We start from the raw sequence: 17,605 nt of genomic DNA on the forward strand, positions 1-17,605 counted from the left end.
CGGCCGGATTGCAGCGTTCCCTCATGCAGGAATCAACGACGTTCCCTTCCGGACATTGCGCGGCCCTTGAGCCGCGAGGCACTGGGGACCCGTCGGGTCGCCCCCGCCACCACGTCCGGCCCGACATGGCAGGCAGGCAGCAGCGGGCACCGCTCGCAGTTCTCCGGGAGCGGCCGGGCCGGACACGCGCCGCTCATTCCATAGTGGCAGAGCGCGAAGTCGTAGCGGACGGGGTCGGCCGCATCCAACGCCCGCAGCGACGCCGTCACCTCCTCCGCCGTCCGCCACGTCAGGTCCGTGCGACGCGTCAGGCCCAGGTGTCCGGCGATGCGGCCGATGTGCGTGTCCAACGGAATCAGCAGCGCCGACGCGGGCACACGCTTCCAGATGCCGAAGTCCACCGTGTCCGGTCCGCGCACCATCCACCGCAGGAACAGGTTCAACCGCTTGGCCGCGCCCGGCCCCAGCGGCGAGGGCAACAGGTGGTGAAGCCCCCGCTCGGGTCCCATCGCCTCGCGCAGGGGCTCCATGGGGAGGCGGCGCAGCGCGGTGGTGAAGGCGCTCAAGCCGCCGTGCAGCGAGCCCTCGGCCGCAAGTCCCCTCACGAACAGCGACTCCAGGCTGCCGTGCTCCCGCAGCGCCTGGCCCATGCCGAGCAGCAGCACCGCCAAATCAGTGCCCACGTTGAAGCGGTACACGAAGCCCGTCAGCAGGGCCTTGGCGCCCGCGACGTCCAGCTTCCGCACGAAGTCCGCGGGCGACGGGCCCATCCGCTTCAGGAGCGAGTCCACCTTGGGACGGAACAGGTCCGCGCGCCCGTAGGCCAGACAGGCGGCGAGCAGCGCGGAGACCTCGATGTCGCGGGCGTCCTGGTAGCGGTGGGGGAACTCCACCGGGTCGAACCCGATGCGGGCGCGGGCATCCGTGGAGGCCAGCACGGCGTCGAGCCGGGGGCGCAGGTGCTGCACTGCCCGAGGGCTCAGGCCAGGGTGCGTCTTCGAGCGGCGTGTCACGTCGGGGCTCCCAAATGTTCCTGGAACGGCGGCCCGCCGCCCACGCTTCCCGAGCCCACATGGGGCCCGGGAGTCCCGCGCCTCCTCCAGCGAATCAGGAGGAGGCACGGGAGGGCATCCTACGACACGGCTACGGGCTGACGGCGAACACGATGTCGTCGTGGTCGTCGTAGGCGCCCGCGTAGCACGGCGTGGCGCTGCCCTGCTTGCGGAAGCGCGCGCGCACGACCTGGTTGGCGCCGGCCGGCAGCGTGAAGGTGGCCGACAGCGTGTGCTGACCGCCCGCCGGAGGCGCCAGCGTGGTGATCTTCGTCCACACCGGGTTGCTGGCGTCGGGCGCGTGGTACAGGTCCAGCTTGTCCGGGCGCGCGGCCAGGGCCCACACGGTGGCCTCGATGAGCACCGTCTCACCGGCGGCGAAGGGGTTGCCGCTCACGGTGGACACCTTGATGCGGTCGTTCGACTCATCGAAGTGGAAGGTGCCGTTGATGCCGTCGGCGCACGAGTTGTTGACGGTGTTGGGGCCGTTCGCCTCGGGCCCCAGGCTCGCGCGGCCGACGAGCAGCGTCGTGGAGTCACACACGTTGGACACGTTGGCGCAGCGCGGGACGCGCAGCACCGGGTCGTAGATGGCGTTGCCGGAGGAGTTGCTGGTGGTCACCGTGACGGGGGCGCTGTCGGTGGTGTTGCCGATGAGGTCATAGGCCCGGGCGACGACGGCGTGGCTGCCATTGGCGATGACGGCGGTGTTCCACGCGATGGAGTACGGGGACGTGGTCGCGGTGCCGACGACGGCGCCGTCCACCAGGAACTCCACGCGGCTGATGCCCTGGTTGTCCTGCGCGTTGGCGCTGGCGGTGACGGTGCCGGACACGGTGGTGCCCGCCGACGGAGCGGTGAGCGACACGGTGGGCGCCACGGGGTCGGACAGCGTGGCGGTGCCCTTGGCGAGCTCGACCATGTACGCGCCCGCGACCTTGGCGAACTTGAGCGCGTGGTTCGCGTTGTTGCCGCTCACCGCGAGGGTGTCGTTCGCGGTGTGGATGGTGCTGTTGTGCTGCCCCATCATCGCCTCGAACGGGATGGAGGCCGCGAAGCCCGCCGCGTTCCAGGACGCGTGGTCCGAGCAGCCGTAGCCACACGCCGAGGTGGCCTGCTGCACGCCGGCGACATAGGTGGAGATCAGGCTGCCGATGAACGCGTTCTGCGCCGCGTTGGTGAAGTCCGTCATCAGCACGACATCGGCCACGGAGCCTTTGTAGTTCGTCATGTCGAGCTGGAGGACGCCGACGACCTTGTCGCCCTCGTTCTTGGCCTTGTCGGCGATCTCCTTGGAGCCGCGCAGGCCCACCTCCTCGGCGGCGTAGGCCATGAACTTCACCGTGCGCAGCGGCTGGTAGTTGGAGGCCATGGCCACGCGGATGACCTCGGACAACGTCGAGATGCCGGACGCGTTGTCATCCGCGCCGGGGGCCGCGGAGCCCGACAGGTTGGTGGAGTCCAGGTGGCCACCCAGGACGACGATCTCCTCGTCTCCCGCCGGCACCTGCTGCGTGCCCTGGATGGTCAGGATGACGGACGGCTGCGCCCACAACGCGTGGGTGAAGAGCTCCACGGTGACGTCGCCGCCGGTCTGCGCTCGCGCGCCGGCATAACCCGCCCACAGGTCCCGCACCCACGTGGCGGCGGCCACGCCATGGGTGGACGTGTAGTAACGCGTGGGGAACTGCGTCGAGAGGTACTGGATGTTGGCGTGGATGTTCGTCGCGGCCATGCCGCCGATGAGCGTGTTGACCACCGGGGCCTTGTCCAGCGAGTACGTCACCGCCAGCGAGGGGGCCAGCGCGGGCGCACCTTCGATGGCCAGCTCCGCGAGCGCGTCCGCTTCCGTCTCGTGATAGAGGAAGCCGCCACAGCGCTTGAGCTTCTCGTGCATCACCTCGGAGACGAGGTCGATGCGCGACTCGGGCAGCTTCATCGCGACGACGTCGCCCTGGCGCCCCGCGAGCGCCGGAACCCGCTCTCCGGCCACGATGAACGCGGCGTTCACCTCCGTGACGGCATCCGCGCCGAGGGTGATCCACACCTCGCGCTCCGGCGCCTTCGCGTACGCCGAGACACAGCCAAGCATCAACGCCAACGAACCCAGTCGTTTCATATGCATGGGGCTCCTCCTCTCCGGGAGGGTCAACTTTGAAGGGACGACCAACGGGACCTATTCGCGACAGAGCAGCGAATTCCGTATACTCTGCGTAAACATTTCCCGTGGGTCAATCCTCAAGCCCCTGGCAATAAGGGAAAGCCGCAATAACTCTCGCGCGATGAAAAAACCGCGCGTTCGTTACCGGGTCAGCTCCCGAACGGCGTGGCCCAGCTCGGGGAGGATGAGCGCCTCCAGCGCGAGCCGTACGGCCTGCGGCGAGCCCGGCAGGGCGAAGATCATCATTCCCTGATACGTGCCGGCGGTCGCGCGCGACATCATGGCCGGGCTGCCAATCTGCTTGTACGAGAGCATGCGGAACAGCTCACCGAAGCCGGGGAGCTCCTTCTCGAACAGACCTCGCAGCGTCTCCACCGTGGTGTCGCGCCGACCGATGCCGGTGCCCCCGGTGAAGAGGATGGCCCGGGCGCCCACCGACTGGGCCTCCGCCACCGCCTGCCGGATGGCCTCCGGGTCGTCCTTCACGACGACGTAGCCGGCGACGCCGTGGCCCGCGGACTCGAGGCCCTCGCGCAGCACCCTGCCGCTCGCGTCACGTGAGGCATCGCGGCTGTCGGAGCACGTCACCACGAAGGTGCTGACGTGCACCGGCGCACGCGACTTGTGCTCGTGCGAGACGCTTGCCGCACCGTGCTCGTGTCCGTGGCCGTGGGCATGAGCGTGCCCATCCTCGTGGCCGTGGCCGTGGGCGTGCCCATGCTCGTGGCCGTGGCCGTGGCCGTGCCCATGCTCGTGTCCGTGGCCGTGGGCATGAGCGTGCCCATGCTCGTGGCCGTGGTCATGAGCGTGCCCATGCTCGTGGCCGTGGCCGTGGCCGTGGTCATGAGCGTGCGCATGCTCGTGGCCGTGGCGGTGTTCGTGGTCATGACCGTGGCCGTGCTCATGCGAGTGCCCGTGGTCATGCGCGTGCGCGGCGTCATGACCGTGTCGGTGGTCATGCGCGTGCTCGTGCTCATGCGCGTGTTCGTGGGAATGCACCACGCCATCCTCATGGGTGTGGGGATGTTCGTGGTGGTGCTCGTGCCGATGCGAGGGCGGCGCGCCGCCGTGATCATGGTCGTCGTGTGCCATGAGGAGGAGACTCCGGTGCCGGAGGCACGTCAGGTGTTGTCGGGAAGCTCGACGACGAGGGCGCCGTCCTGGACCTCGACGCTCACTGTCGGCTGGTCGTCACAGACCCCGGGCGAGGTCTCGTTCCTCCCCGTGTCCATGTCGAAGCCGACCTCATGGCACGGGCAGACGACCATGTTGTCCTCGATGCGTCCGCCCGACAGCAGACAGCCCGCGTGGTTGCACCAGTCATCAAGGCCCTTGTAACGGCCGTGAATCTTCGCGATGCAGACATTGCGCTTGCCGACTTCGTAGCCGCGCATTTCCCTCTCGGCGAAGTCCGCCGGTCCGAGCTTGATCTTCGTCATCGCCGCCCTTTTCCCACAACGAGAAGCAAGCTGCACCCCCGTTCCCCGGGCATTACCTTCTTCCAGGTGACCTCTGACGTGACCCCGCCCATCGTCGACAAAGCCACCGTTGCCCAGGTCCTCCGGGACATCTCCCTGCTGCTCCAGCTCCAGGGCGAGAACGGCTTCCGCTCCCGTGCCTACGACATGGGGGCCGACCGCATCCTCGGCCTCACCCAGGAGCTGGGCCCCCTCGTCGCCGAGGGCCGCCTGGAGAGCCTGCCGGGCATCGGCCCCGCGCTCGCCGAGAAGATCACCGAGCTGGTGACCACCGGACGGATGACCTACTTCGAGGAGCTGCGGGCGAAGTTCCCTCCGGGACTCCTGGAGCTGATGAAGCTGCCGGACATCGGCCCGCGCAAGGTCGCCACCCTCTGGAAGGAGCTGGGCATCGGCGGCGTCGAGGCGCTGGAGCAGGCCTGCCGCGAGGGGCGCGTGAAGCAGCTCAAGGGCTTCGGCGAGAAGAGCCAGGCGAAGATCCTCGAGGGCATCACCCTGTATCGCCGCGCCCGCGGCGAGCGGAAGCTGCTGGGCGACGTGCTCCCCATCGCCGAGGGCCTGCTGGAGCGCGTACGCGCCTCCCCCGGGGTCATCCGCGCCAGCCTGGGCGGCAGCGTGCGCCGCCGCGCCGAGACGGTGGCGGACGTGGACATCATCGCCTCCGCCGCGGACCCCGGCCCCGTGCTGGACGCGCTCGCCACCTCCCCCGGCGTGGCCACCGTGATTGGCAAGGGCGACAGCAAGTGCTCCGTGCGCATGGAGGCCGGCGACATCCAGGTGGACCTGCGCGTGCTCCCCGACGAGGACTTCGCCACCGCCCTGCACCACTTCACCGGCTCCAAGGCCCACCACATCCGCCTGCGCAACCTGGGCCACGAGCGCGGCATGAAGATCTCCGAGTGGGGCGTGCACCGCGACGACGGCACCAAGCTGCCCGTCGCGGACGAGGCCGCGCTCTACGCGCTGCTCGACATGCAGTTCGTCCCGCCGGAGCTGCGCGAGGACAACGGCGAGGTGGAGGCCGCGCGCGCGGGCAAGCTGCCCACCGACCTGGTGACGATGGAGGACCTGCAGGGCGCCGTGCACGCCCACTCCACCTGGTCCGACGGCCGCAACACGCTCGAGGAGATGGCGCTCGCCGCCAGGGCCCTGGGGCTGAAGTACCTCACGATCACCGAGCACAGCGAGGCGGCCATCTACGCGGGCGGCCTCAAGGTGGAGGCGCTCGAGCGCCAGTGGGAGGAGATCGACCGCGTCAACGCCGCCGTCCCCGGCATGCGCCTGCTCAAGGGCATCGAGGTGGACATCCTCGAGTCCGGCGCGCTCGACTACGACGACAAGGTACTCGAGAAGCTGGAGGTGGTCATCGCCTCCATCCACGTGCGCCACTCCATGGACGAGGACCAGATGACGAAGCGGGTCCTCACCGCGCTGGACAACCCGCACCTGCACATCCTCGGGCACCCCACCGGCCGGCTGCTCCAGAGCCGCGAGCCCTATCCCCTGCGCATGGACGAGGTGCTCGAGCACGCCGCCCGGCGCGGCGTCGCGGTGGAGATCAACGGCAAGCCCGCGCGGCTGGACATCAAGGCCGAGTATGTCCGCAAGGCGGTGCAGTTGGGCGTGAAGCTGGTGGTGAGCTGCGACGCACACCGCCGCGAGGACCTGGCCAACCTGGCCTTCGGGGTCGCCACCGCCCGGCGGGGCTGGGCCCGCAAGCAGGACGTGCTCAACACCCAGAGCGCCGAGCGCTTCCTCACCGCGCTGCGCGCCGGGCGGTGATAGGCTGCCTGGCGCGCCGATGTCCCGCCTGTCCCCGCTCGTCCTCTCACTGTGTCTCCTCGCCCTGCCCGCCGTCGCGGCGGACAAGGCGCGCCCCTCGCGCGCGGACCTCCAGCGCGTGCTGGAGCAGCACACCCGCTCCGTGGTGAAGGTCACCGGCCCCCAGCGCACCGGCCACGGCGTCATCGTGGGTGCCGCCGGACAGGTGCTCACCTCCGTGGAGCCCGTGGGCGAGGAGTATGTCGGCCTCCAGGTCGCCACCGTGGAGCACGCGGGCCAGGCCCTGCCGGCGCGCGTCCTGCTCGCCAACGGCGCGCTGAAGGTCGCCGTCGTCGCGGCGCCGGATGGCGCGTACCCCGCGGTGGCGGTGCGGCTTCTCAAGGACGGCGACAGCCTGGAGGGACGCTGGGTGGTGGGCGTGGTGCCCGGCACCCGGGGCCGTCCCGCGAAGCCGACGGCGGCCCAGGTCTCCCGCGCGACGGCGCCCTTCTATGACGTGCCCCTCGCCCTTCCTCCCGGCAGCCCCGTGTTCGACGGGGACGGCAGGCTGGTGGCGGTGGTGGTGCAGCGCACCCGGCGCGGCTGCAGGGTGCTGCCCATGGGCGAGGTGAAGGTGACGCTCGCCTCCGCGGACGGACCATGACCCAGCAGTCGGTGGCGACTCCCTGGCGCCCCAGCGCCGTGCAGGAAGCCGTGGGCCTGTGGGCCCTGGGCTTCGCGGGCATCATCGCCTCGTTCCTCGCCTTCGGCGGCACCAGCATCCCCAAGCTGGTGGCCACGGTGGGCTTCCTCTACCTGCCCCTCATCCCCATGCGCTGGCGGGACGAGGACTACCGCGACTACGGCCTGTCCGCCCGCGCGTGGCGCGAAGACCTGGTGTTGTTCCTCAAGGTCTCCGCGCTGGTGGGCCCGCTGTTCTTCCTCGCGTTCGCCGGCTTCGTGGAGCTGCTGCCCCACCTGCCCGAGTCCCTCGCGCGACACCTCACGCCCCTGGGCGGCGAGGTCCACTTCCGCCTCCGGCTGCCGCCGCGCTTCGGCGAGTGGGTGGTGGATCAGCTCTTCGTCGTGGCCCTGCCCGAGGAGTTCTTCTACCGGGGGTATCTGCAGGCGCGCCTGCGCGACGCCTGGCCCCAGGGCCGCAAGTTCCTCGGCGCCCGGCTGGGGCCCGCCTTCTGGGTGACCGCCCTGCTCTTCGCCCTGGGCCACCTGGCCATCTTCCAGACCTGGCGGCTGTCGGTCTTCTTCCCCGCCCTGCTGTTCGGCTGGATGCGCGAGCGCACCGGCACCGTCGTCGGCGCCGCCCTCTTCCACGCCGCCTGCAACCTCTTCGTGCGCGTGCTCGAGGCGTCCTTCTTCGGCGGGCCCTGATCCACCCCGAAGCCCCGGAAGAGCGCCTTTCCATGCCGGTGAGGCTGGAAAAATCCTGGGATAATTCACGGTTAATTCGGCTTCGCGGTCCGGAAACCCGCCCGGGTGGGCTCATACCCCCAGAGTGACGGCCAGCACTCCGTGTCCTCAAAACCGCTTGAAAACACTGAAACACGGGCTGAAACAAGCCGACAAACCCGAAATGGCGCGTCGCAGCAGGGGGGGCGGCAACTCCATGTGACGTGGGTGCGACAATTCTCGCATCCCCCGCTGTGAATGAGCTTTGAAATGACCATCCGCCGAGTCGACACCAAGCCCGTCAGCGTTCGCCCCGCGACCACCGAGACCCAGCCCAAGAACACCGCGAAGGCGGCCAGCACCCCGCTGCAGACCAAGGACGGCTTCGGCCCCGCGGCGCGCACGACGGACCTGGCGCGCGCGGAGAAGACGCTGACGCAGGTCCCCGCCGGCCCGGGCCGTCTGGCGCTGCAGAGCCCCGAGGCGCAGAAGGCCGTGCAGACCTCGCTCAGCCACCTCAACCCGCTCAAGGGCGCGCAGACGCTGATGGCGCAGCAGCCCGCGTTCGCGGCCGCCAACGTGGAGAAGGACGCGCTGGGCATGACGCACGTGCGTCTGGACCGCGTTCACGAGGGCGTGAAGGTCTTCGGCGAGCAGGTCATCACGCACCTGGACAAGGACGGCAAGGTGACGAGCGTCACCGGCGAGCAGTCCGTGGTCCCCGAGGGCCTGGGCAAGGAGCTGCCCAAGCTGAACACCCAGTCCGCCATCGACATCGCGCGCAAGGAGTTCGGCGGCAAGCCGGACAAGCAGCCGCACGCCGAGCGCGTCATCTACCAGGACAAGGCCGGTGAGTATCACTCCGCCTACCGCGTGCAGATGTCGCAGATCGAGGGCCAGGACCGCCCCCGCAAGATGAACTACCTGGTGGATGCGAACACCGGGAAGATCTTCGAGTCGTACAACGAGATCGGCGGCTTCTACGGCTCCAACAAGGGCCTGCCGAAGGCGGGCGTGTCGGCCGGGCAGATCTCCGCGACGAACACCACCAAGGCGGAGATCGCCGACAACAGCACCGTGACGTCCAAGGTCAAGGTGGACCAGGACGGCACCATCGAGAGCCTGAAGCTGGACCTGGACATCGCCCATACGTTCAAGGGCGACCTGAAGGTCACGCTGACCAGCCCCTCGGGCAAGAGCGCGGTGGTGCACAACCGCGCCGGTGGCAGCGCGGACGACGTGAAGGGCACGTTCGACCTGAGCGACTTCGCCGGTGAGTCGGCCAAGGGCGAGTGGACGCTGACGGTCGAGGACAAGGCCAAGCGCGACACGGGCACGCTCAACGGCTGGGGCATCAGCATCACCCCGAAGGAAGTGCCCCCCGAGCCCGGCAGCAAGGCGGACGACACGTCGCTGTACAGCGGCAAGGTGGCGCTGGACACCAAGCAGCAGCCGGACGGCACGTACACGCTCGAGGACAGCACGCGCGGCAAGGGCGTGAACACCTACGACGCGATGAACAAGTCGACGGCGTCGGGCAAGACGCAGCTGACGGACGACAACGACGTCTGGGGCGAGGCCACCGACGGCCAGCGCACCAAGGCGGGCGTGGACGCGCACTACGGCGCGGCGATGACGTACGACTTCCTCAAGGAGGTCCTCGGCCGTGACTCCATCGACGGCGCGGGCGAGGCGCTCAACTCCTTCGTCCACGTGCGCACCAACTACGTGAACGCGTTCTGGGACGGCACGAAGATGAGCTACGGCGACGGCGACGGCAAGACGTCCGGCCCGCTCACCGCGCTGGACATCGCCGGCCACGAGATCGCCCACGGCCTGACGGAGCGCACCGCCGGCCTCATCTACCGCAACGAGTCCGGTGGTCTGAACGAGGCGTTCAGCGACATCATGGGCGCGGGCGTGGAGTGGTACGCGTCCACGAAGAACCCGGCCGTGAAGTTCAACTGGACGGTGGGCGAGACGGCCTGGACGCCGACGAACGGCGACTCCGAGGACGGCCTGCGCTACATGGACGACCCGAAGCGGGACAACTACTCCATCGACAACTACAAGGACTACCCGAAGCAGACGGAGGTCCACGGCTCCAGCGGCATCGCGAACAACGCGTTCTACCTGCTGGCCAACGGCGGCACGAACCGCACGTCGCAGATCGAGGTCAAGGACGGCATCGGCATGGACAAGGGCCTGAAGATCTACTACCGCGCCCTGGCCCACTACATGACGCCGAACACCACGTTCGCCCAGGCCCGCGCCGCCACCGTCCAGGCGGCCACGGACCTGTACGGCGCGGACTCGACCGAGGTGGCGAAGGTCAAGGAGAGCTGGACCGCCGTCGGCGTGAACTAGCGCTGACGCGAGCCGGGAGGACGGGGACCGAACTCCTCGCCCTCCGGCTCCAGTCGCCAGGATTGTGATTGCAGTCCCGAGGCCCGGGACTCCGCGCCAGCCCACTGGCGAAGGAGTGCCTGGGCCTCGTTGCGTTCGGCGACGGGCAGCTGGGAGATGCGCGCGCCGTGGTTGCCCGCGGGCACGGTGTACAGCGCGGACTCACGCGCGCCTCCCAGCTCCACGGCCGCCGCCGTCCACGGGTCCTGCCCGCCGTAGACGAACATCAAGCGCTCGCCCTCGCGCGAGACCCAGTCCTGGATGTCCGGCATGGCGTTCTCCACGAAGGTGGCCGTCACGCCCTGGGGCAGGTACGTCGCCGGCACGTCGGTGCCCGGGAAGCGCAGCAGGTCCGCCAGGTGGGACTCGAACGGCCGGGGGAAGCCCAGCTCCGCGGCGGCCTGGTAGTAGTAGGGCCCGTAGGCGTCCACGTCCGCGTCCGCGAAGAAGGCGAGCCCCACGCGCCCGTCCAGCTCGTCCATGAGCGCGGCGTCGCTGCCGGTCGCCGGGGGCACGGTGTCGCAGCGCGAGAGGCTGTCGTACTGCCAGAAGTAGAAATAGTGCTCGATGAGGGCGTGCTCGAAGGCGCGCTCCAGGCCCAGGTGCGTGAAGGCGAGCTGCCGCTCCCGGGCGCGCGTCTCCATCAGCGCCAGCATCGCCTCGCGCCGGCCGAGGGCCGCGCGCTGGAAGGCCTTCAATCGTTCGCGACACCCGGCGGTGCCGACGGACTCCTGGAAGGCGACGAAGCGCGCGTCGTCGTAGCGGGCGAGCGGCGCCACGTACGCCACCGTCCCGTCCACGTCGTCCGGGTAGAAGCGCCGGAAGAACACCATCGTCTCGCCGCCCTTGCTGGCGCCGGTGGAGATCCACTTCCGGGGATACAGCGGCTTGAAGGCCTGGACGACGCGGTGGAAGTCATCCGCGGACTGCTTGATGGTGAGCAGGCTCCAGTCCGCGGGCGACGGGCGGCTGGGGCCGAAGAAGCGGTGCTCCAGCGAGAGCTGGTTGGCGTCGAGCAGCTGCGTGGGCTCGCGCCGCGAGGCCTGGAGCGAGACGAAGTAGCCGCCGGCGTAGAGCACCATGGGGCGGTCGCTGGAGACATGCAGCAGCGTCATGCGCTGGCGGAAGCGCGGGCCGTCCGGGCGGGTGTGGTCCGCGGGCTGCTCGAACTCCATGACGAAGAAGCGGGCCGACGCGGGGAACTGCGCGTCCAGGGCCTCCTCGCGCACCGTCAGGCCGGGGATGGCGGACAGGCGCGCGAGGATGTCCTCCTCGACGACGGGGTCTCCGTCATCACAAGCCCAAGACAGACAGGCGGCGAGAGCGAGGGCAAGAAGCCCACGACGCAGGACAGGCTCGGCGGACATGACGCTCCAGTTCGCACCGCTCCGCTCGCGCCGGGACGACGCGCGGGACGGGCTCGGGCGTGGAGGCTACTCCGATTCGGCGCAAGGGCCCGCTCAGGGCGCCAGCGTGGAGACGCCGGCGACCACCGGGAGGCCCTCGTCGCGCGGCAGGCCGTCCATCAACAACATCATCGTGTGGGCGCTCGCGTGGCGCAGCGCCTTCGCGGCGGCGTACTCGGGAGAGGACCACCAGGAGCGGGCCTGCTCGACGTTGGGGAACTCGAGGATGACGAAGCGCGGCGGCTGCCACGTCCCCTCGAGCGCCTCCGTCGCCCCACCCCGGACCAGGTAGCGCCCGCCGTACCGCGCGATGGAGGGCGGCGCCAGCTGCCGGTAGCGCTCATACGTCTGCACGTCATGCACCGCGATTTCGACGACGACGTAGGCAGGCATGGGCGCTCTCCTGTCGGTGGGCTTTCAGAACACGAACGGGAACCGCACGGGCCCCCCCTGCTCCTGGTGCTTGGGGAAGTCCCACGCACGGACCTTGGCCTCGATGCAGCGAGCGAACGACGTGCCCCGCAGTGACGCCGTCTCGGTGACGACCTCCGACACCTCGCCACTGGGGAGGATGGACCAGCGCACGACGACGCGCGTGCCCTCGTCCACCGGGCGCGGCTTCACGTTCGCGCACGCGGTGACCTCGCCCTTCTTGGCGAGCACGACCTCGAAGACGTCCGACTGGGTGAGCGACAGGCGCGGGTTCTGGATGGGCGCCACCGGCGGGATGTAGACGGACGGAGGCGGCTCACGCTTGCGCGGCCCCGACGCCGGGCCCGACAGCTCGCGCGCATAGGCCGCGTCCGGGCCCAGGTCGCTCTCCAGGTCCCCGAAGTCATCCTCCGCCGCCGCGGGCGCCTCGGCGGGCGTGGGCGCGGGCGCGGTGGACCGGGAGGACAGCTTCACGTCGGCGGCGCGGGAGCTCGGCGACACGGGCGGCGCGGCCTCCACGTCCCGCTCCTGGCGCGACGTGCGAGAGATGCCGCTCACCTCGGCCGCGAGCCCGCCACCCGACGCGGGCACCACCGGCACCGAGCCACCCCGCTCCACGGTGACGACCCCCGTGAGCGAGGGACGCGAGGGCGCGCTCGCCGTCGCGACGACGCCTCCGGCTGGAATCACGGCGCCACCGCCGGGCGCCCCCACGGCCGAGCGCGCGAGCGCGTCCGCCACGGCGGGCGCGGGAGGCTTCGCCGCGACTTCGCGAGGCGTCTCGACGAGCACGGGCGCCACGGACAGCTCGGCCGGCACCTGTGCCATCGGAGCCGGCGCCACGGCGGGCACGGCCGGAGCCACCGGGGCCGGAGCGGGCGCCGCGGGCGGCTCGGACTTCATGAACGCGGGCAGGTTGAAGCGGGACAACAGCTGCGAGGCCCCGGCACCCGAGCCGAACAGGCCCATGACGATGGCCACGGTGACGCCTCCGGCGACGCCGCCGGCCAGCGTGAACCACCAGCCACCCAGCCTCCACTTCGCCTCGACCTGCTCGGTGGCGGCCGTCACCTCGGCCAGCACCGCGTGGGCGCCCACCGGGTCCACCGGCACCGAGGCGGCGGGCGCGGGAGCACCCGGCGCGGCGGGTGACGCCACCACGGCCCACGCGGGAATGCCCGAGACATCCGCCTCGCTCACGGCCGCGAGCCCCGGCGCGCCCGGCAGCTCCGTCAGGGCGGCGTCCAGGGCCGCGCTGAGCTCCTGCGCCGCCGGCATCAGCGCCTCGACCAGCTCCGGCACCTGGCTCACCGGCACCCAGGCCTGGAAGCCCGCGCGCCAGCACAGCGTCTCCGGCCGCAGCTCGCCGCGCGCCCAGGGCTCCTTGAGGGCCTCCGCGTCGAAGGGGCCCGAGGGCTGGGCGCCCAGGGCGAGGAACCAGGCGTGGTTCGCCGCGATGGGCGGCGTGGGCGTGGGGTCCTCCTCCACCAGCACGGAGGACACGAGCGAGCGACGCACACCCTTGTGCAGCCGCTCCTCGTTCACGTCGTTGCGGGCGCGCGCGTTGGCCGCCGCCACGCGGGGGTTCTTGTCCGTGCGCAGCTTGCTGACGAAGACGTCGAGCTCCGCCTCGGACACCCCGCCGAACACAGGGGTGCCTCCGCCGTCTGGCTCGTTGGGGCCCGCGGTTGCTTCATCCGGCTGGGACTTACCGTCCCGTGAATCGCCGATCATTCGCCAGCTCCTTGCTTCCACCACGCCCCGACGCCATCAGAACCCCAACAATGGAATGCCGACGCGCGATTTCGTCAACGGGGAGTCTCTGCGCGAAGGTGGCCAGGGTCCACACTCAAGAAGGAGAGGGGGCGGAAATCTCCATTCTCACGCCGAATCACGAGACACACCACCGCACATCTCCCCACGCATGAGGCAGAAGACCTCCAGTCTCACTCGACACAGAGGTGCTTCTCCAGGACGAGGAAGGTAGGCGCGGGGAAGCCCGGGTGGGTGCCCTGCGAGTGGAGCTGGTAGCCGAGCCGGCCATACCAGACGTGGTGGTTTTTCAACGTGAGCCGGACGGAGAGGCGCACCCTGTCCCGTCCCGCCGCGCGGGCACGCGCCTCCACGGCGTCGACGAGCAGACGGGCCAGTCCCCGCCCCGATGGGCGGGCAGCACCGCGAGGCGGTCAGGTACACGTGGTCCGGCTTCACGTGGAAGAAGACACAGCCCACCGGGTCACCGGTGTCCGTCTCGGCCACCAGCGCGCCGCCGTCCTCCAGCTCTCGGCGGACCGCGGCCTCCGTCTTGCCGTGGGCACTGGAGGGAGGCTCCAGCCGCCCACGGTACTCCTCGAACGACTCGCGCGGCAGGCGGGCGAGGAGCGCGGCGTCGTCCGGGGTCGCTTCGCGCGGAAGGGGCATGCCTCTTTCTAGCTACTCCTTGAGCGCGGAGGTGAACTGCATCAGCGTCTTCTTCGCATCCCCCAACACCATCATCGTGTTGGAGCGGACGAAGAGCTCGTTCTCGATGCCGGCGAAGCCCGCGTTGAGCGAGCGCTTGAGCACGACACACGTCTTGGCCAGGTCCGCGGAGAGGATGGGCATGCCGTAGATGGGGCTGCTCTGGTTGCTGCGCGCGGCGGGGTTGACGACGTCGTTGGCGCCCACCACCAGCGCGACATCCGTGGCGGTGAAGTCGTCGTTGATGACGTCCAGGTCGAACAGGTGGTCGTACGGCACGTTGGCTTCCGCCAGCAGCACGTTCATGTGGCCCGGCATGCGGCCCGCCACCGGGTGGATGGCGTAGCGCACGTCACAGCCGTTGGCCTGGAGGACGTTGGCCAGGTCCCGCACCGCGTGCTGCGCCTGCGACACGGCCATGCCGTAGCCCGGCACGACGATGACGGAGCGCGCGGCGCGCAGCACCTCGGCGGCCTCCTCCACGCTGCCCACGTTGGGCGCGGGGCCCGAGGGCTGCGCCCCTTCCGTGACGGCCTTCGCCTCCGGCACCGCGCCGAACGCGCCGAAGAGCACGTTGGAGAACGAGCGGTTCATCGCCTTGGACATCATCATGCCCAGGAGGAAGCCGGAGAAGCCGTCCAGCGCGCCGCAGATGATGAGCACGTTGTTGCCCAGCGCGAAGCCCGTGGCCGCCGCCGCGAGGCCCGCGTACGAGTTGAGCAAGCAGATGACCACCGGCATGTCCGCGCCGCCAATGGGCAGCACCAGCAGCACGCCCAGCAGCACCCCCAGGGCGGCCACCAGGTAGAAGGCCCACGCCGAGCCCGGCGAATACACGAGCAGGCCAATCAGCCCCAGCGTGCCGACAATCATGAGCAGGTTCGAGAGGTTCTGCCCCGGATAGGTGACGGGCCGCCCGGTGATGAAGCCCTGCAGCTTGCCGAACGCCATCAAGCTCCCGGTGAAGGTCAGTGCGCCGAGCGCCACCTCCAGGCCCGTGGCCGAGATCTGGAGCGTGGTCATCTGGGGGCCGCCGTGCTGGAGGTACTCGACGACGCCCACCAGTCCCACCGCGAGTCCACCGAAGGCATGCGAGAGCGCGATGCGCTCCGGCATCTTCGTCATGGGAATCCACAGGCCCATGCCCGTGCCCACCGCCGAGCCGATGAGCAGCGCCGCGACAATCCACTCCCAGCGCACGATGACGTGCGTCACGCCCACGCCGTACAGCAGCGTGCCGGCCACCGCGGCCACCATGCCCACTTCCGCCAGGAACACGCCCCGCCGGGCCGTCTGAGCGTCGCCCAGATCCTTCAGGCCCATCACGAAGAGGATGGAGGCGAGCAGGTACAGCAACTGGACGAACGTCTCGGTGAGCGAGAGGGTCATCGCGCGCCGCCCTTCTTCTTGAACATGCGCAGCATGCGGTCGGTGATGAGGAAGCCGCCCACCACGTTGATGGTCGCCGCCAGCACCGCCACCGCGCCGAGCACCGTGGACACCGTGCCGTAGTGCCCGCCGGCCGCCAGCAACGAGCCCACCAGGGAGATGCCGGAGATGGCGTTGGTGAAGGCCATCAGCGGCGTGTGCAGCAGGTGCGGGACCTTGGAGATGACCTGGTAGCCGGTGAAGGCCGCCAGGAAGAAGACATACAGGCCGAAGATCAGCGTCAATGACATGTCAGCCCTCCCTCATCGCCACATCCGCCACGGCGGGGTGGACCACCTCGCCGCCGCGAGTGATGAGCATGCCTTTCACGATTTCATCCGAGACCTCCAGCTTCAGCACGTTGTCCTTGTCGGTGACGTGCGCGAGCAGCTTCTCCATGTTGCGCGAGTACATGGCGCTGGCGTGCACGGAGAGCTGGCTGGGCAGGTTGCGCTCACCGACGATGGTGACGCCGAAGTCCGTGCGATAGCGCTCCCCCACCCGCGTCAGCTCGCAGTTGCCGCCCTGCTCCGCGGCGATGTCCACCACCACCGAGCCGCTCTTCATCCGCCGCACCATGTCCGCGGGCAGCAGCACCGGCGCGCGCCGTCCGGGAATCTGCGCCGTGGTGATGACCGCGTCCGACTTCGCCACGTGCTGGGCGAGCACCTCCGCCTGCTTGCGCCTGGCCTCCTCGCCCAGCTCCTTCGCGTAGCCTCCCGCGCCCGCCGCGTCCTCGATGTCGATGTGCACGAAGCGCGCGCCCAGGCTCTCCACCTGCTCCTTCACCACCTTGCGCACGTCGTACGCCTCCACCACCGCGCCCAGCCGGCGCGCCGTGGCGATGGCCTGCAAGCCGGCGACGCCCGCCCCCAGCACCAGCACCTTCGCGGGAGGAATGGTGCCCGCGGCGGTCATCAACATGGGGAACAGCCGGGGCAGCGCCTCCGCCGCGAGCACCACCGCGCGGTACCCCGCGATGGTCGCCTGCGAGCTGAGCACATCCATCATCTGCGCCAGCGTCGTGCGCGGCACCATGTCCGCCGCCAGCAGCGTCACCCGCCGCTTCGCCAGCGCCCTGGCCAAGGCCGGGTTCGCCAGCGGATAGGCCAGGCTCACCAGCACCGAGTCCGGCCGCAGCCGCTCCACCTCCGCGTCATCCGGCGGCTGGATCTTGAGCAGCACCTCCGCTTTCGCATACAGCGCGTCGGTGCTCGGCTCGATGCGAGCGCCCGCCGCGTGGAGCTCCTCGTCGGAGCACTCCGCGCCCAGGCCCGCACCGCTCTCGACCACCACTTCGTGCTTCCTGCCGACGAGGCGTTTCACGCTCTCCGCCACGAGCGCGACCCGCCTTTCGCCCGGCGCCGTTTCACGGGGGATGGCGATGATCATGCGGGGCAGCAAAGCCCATCCCCTCCACCCGATTCAATCCCAGCCACGCAGGCTTGTTGGCAATCCCAGTCAAGCTCGGCCGCGTCACGACTGTTGGCAATGCATGCCATTGCTCACGGTCTAGTGGATACCCCCGAGCCCCACCCCACCCCGCGACCACCCGCTCCGTCGGAACGGCCGCGCGCATCACCGACGGCCCGAGTCTTGCCTGCGGGTGGCCCC

General features: G+C 70.1%; 16 protein-coding genes. 4 read left to right on the forward strand and 12 right to left on the reverse strand.

Going from position 1 to position 17,605, the window contains the following annotated elements; genetic code table 11:
* Positions 1-32 precede the first annotated feature (32 nt).
* The 5 genes from VZQ01_RS02265 to VZQ01_RS02285 form a co-directional block, all read right to left on the reverse strand.
* Entirely contained in the window at positions 33-1,013 is a 981-nt protein-coding gene (locus VZQ01_RS02265) for a TIGR02757 family protein (protein WP_223746869.1), read from the reverse strand.
* A gap of 130 nt (positions 1,014-1,143) precedes the next feature.
* A complete protein-coding gene (locus tag VZQ01_RS02270) occupies positions 1,144-3,177 on the reverse strand; it encodes a M20/M25/M40 family metallo-hydrolase (RefSeq protein ID WP_267696669.1) in 2,034 nt (677 codons plus the stop codon).
* Positions 3,178-3,354: 177 nt separating this feature from the next.
* Complete coding sequence (locus VZQ01_RS02275) at positions 3,355-3,822, reverse strand: MogA/MoaB family molybdenum cofactor biosynthesis protein (RefSeq protein WP_223746923.1); 468 nt, start codon at positions 3,820-3,822, stop codon at positions 3,355-3,357.
* Positions 3,798-4,190: a hypothetical protein gene (locus VZQ01_RS02280; RefSeq protein WP_426746823.1), complete on the reverse strand. Its 393-nt coding sequence runs from the start codon at positions 4,188-4,190 to the stop codon at positions 3,798-3,800. The genes VZQ01_RS02275 and VZQ01_RS02280 overlap by 25 nt, the downstream gene beginning before the upstream one ends.
* 144 nt (positions 4,191-4,334) lie before the next feature.
* Entirely contained in the window at positions 4,335-4,652 is a 318-nt protein-coding gene (locus tag VZQ01_RS02285; RefSeq protein WP_141329915.1) for a Rieske (2Fe-2S) protein, read from the reverse strand.
* Between the two features lie 78 nt (positions 4,653-4,730).
* Between VZQ01_RS02285 and polX the strand changes: the two genes are divergently transcribed.
* The 4 genes from polX to VZQ01_RS02305 all read left to right on the forward strand — a co-directional run bounded on the left by polX (position 4,731) and on the right by VZQ01_RS02305 (position 10,226).
* Entirely contained in the window at positions 4,731-6,473 is a 1,743-nt protein-coding gene (polX, locus tag VZQ01_RS02290; protein WP_426746824.1) for a DNA polymerase/3'-5' exonuclease PolX, read from the forward strand.
* 19 nt (positions 6,474-6,492) lie between these two features.
* Positions 6,493-7,116 (forward strand): MXAN_2756 family trypsin-like serine endoprotease, encoded by a 624-nt coding sequence (locus VZQ01_RS02295; protein ID WP_223746866.1) that lies wholly within the window; start codon positions 6,493-6,495, stop codon positions 7,114-7,116.
* On the forward strand, positions 7,113-7,841 hold the full coding sequence (gene mrtX / locus VZQ01_RS02300; RefSeq protein ID WP_223746865.1) for a myxosortase MrtX: 729 nt from the start codon (positions 7,113-7,115) through the stop codon (positions 7,839-7,841). Before VZQ01_RS02295 ends, mrtX begins: the two co-directional genes overlap by 4 nt.
* A gap of 288 nt (positions 7,842-8,129) precedes the next feature.
* Positions 8,130-10,226: a M4 family metallopeptidase gene (locus VZQ01_RS02305; RefSeq protein ID WP_223746864.1), complete on the forward strand. Its 2,097-nt coding sequence runs from the start codon at positions 8,130-8,132 to the stop codon at positions 10,224-10,226.
* On the opposite strand, the gene VZQ01_RS02310 is transcribed toward VZQ01_RS02305, so the two are convergent.
* From VZQ01_RS02310 to VZQ01_RS02340, 7 genes are all read right to left on the reverse strand, one after another.
* Entirely contained in the window at positions 10,223-11,632 is a 1,410-nt protein-coding gene (locus VZQ01_RS02310) for a S28 family serine protease (RefSeq protein WP_426746825.1), read from the reverse strand. The two genes, VZQ01_RS02305 and VZQ01_RS02310, sit on opposite strands and share 4 nt — an antisense overlap.
* 93 nt (positions 11,633-11,725) lie before the next feature.
* Positions 11,726-12,064, reverse strand: coding sequence for a DUF1330 domain-containing protein (locus VZQ01_RS02315; RefSeq protein ID WP_141329927.1), 339 nt, complete (start codon positions 12,062-12,064; stop codon positions 11,726-11,728).
* Between the two features lie 24 nt (positions 12,065-12,088).
* Positions 12,089-13,837 carry a GYF domain-containing protein gene (locus VZQ01_RS02320; RefSeq protein ID WP_426746826.1) on the reverse strand — a complete coding sequence of 583 codons (1,749 nt, stop codon included), beginning with the start codon at positions 13,835-13,837 and terminating at the stop codon, positions 12,089-12,091.
* A gap of 212 nt (positions 13,838-14,049) precedes the next feature.
* Positions 14,050-14,193 carry a hypothetical protein gene (locus tag VZQ01_RS02325; RefSeq protein ID WP_426746827.1) on the reverse strand — a complete coding sequence of 48 codons (144 nt, stop codon included), beginning with the start codon at positions 14,191-14,193 and terminating at the stop codon, positions 14,050-14,052.
* Between the two features lie 343 nt (positions 14,194-14,536).
* Positions 14,537-15,952 (reverse strand): NAD(P)(+) transhydrogenase (Re/Si-specific) subunit beta, encoded by a 1,416-nt coding sequence (locus VZQ01_RS02330; RefSeq protein WP_426731826.1) that lies wholly within the window; start codon positions 15,950-15,952, stop codon positions 14,537-14,539.
* Positions 15,949-16,242 (reverse strand): NAD(P) transhydrogenase subunit alpha part 2, encoded by a 294-nt coding sequence (locus tag VZQ01_RS02335; protein WP_046713014.1) that lies wholly within the window; start codon positions 16,240-16,242, stop codon positions 15,949-15,951. Before VZQ01_RS02335 ends, VZQ01_RS02330 begins: the two co-directional genes overlap by 4 nt.
* Position 16,243: 1 nt before the next feature.
* Positions 16,244-17,383 carry a Re/Si-specific NAD(P)(+) transhydrogenase subunit alpha gene (locus VZQ01_RS02340; protein WP_426748919.1) on the reverse strand — a complete coding sequence of 380 codons (1,140 nt, stop codon included), beginning with the start codon at positions 17,381-17,383 and terminating at the stop codon, positions 16,244-16,246.
* Between the last annotated feature and the right edge of the window lie 222 nt (positions 17,384-17,605).

This window comes from Myxococcus faecalis, from assembly GCF_050039385.1.
In the GTDB taxonomy this organism is placed as follows: Bacteria; Myxococcota; Myxococcia; order Myxococcales; family Myxococcaceae; genus Myxococcus; species Myxococcus fulvus.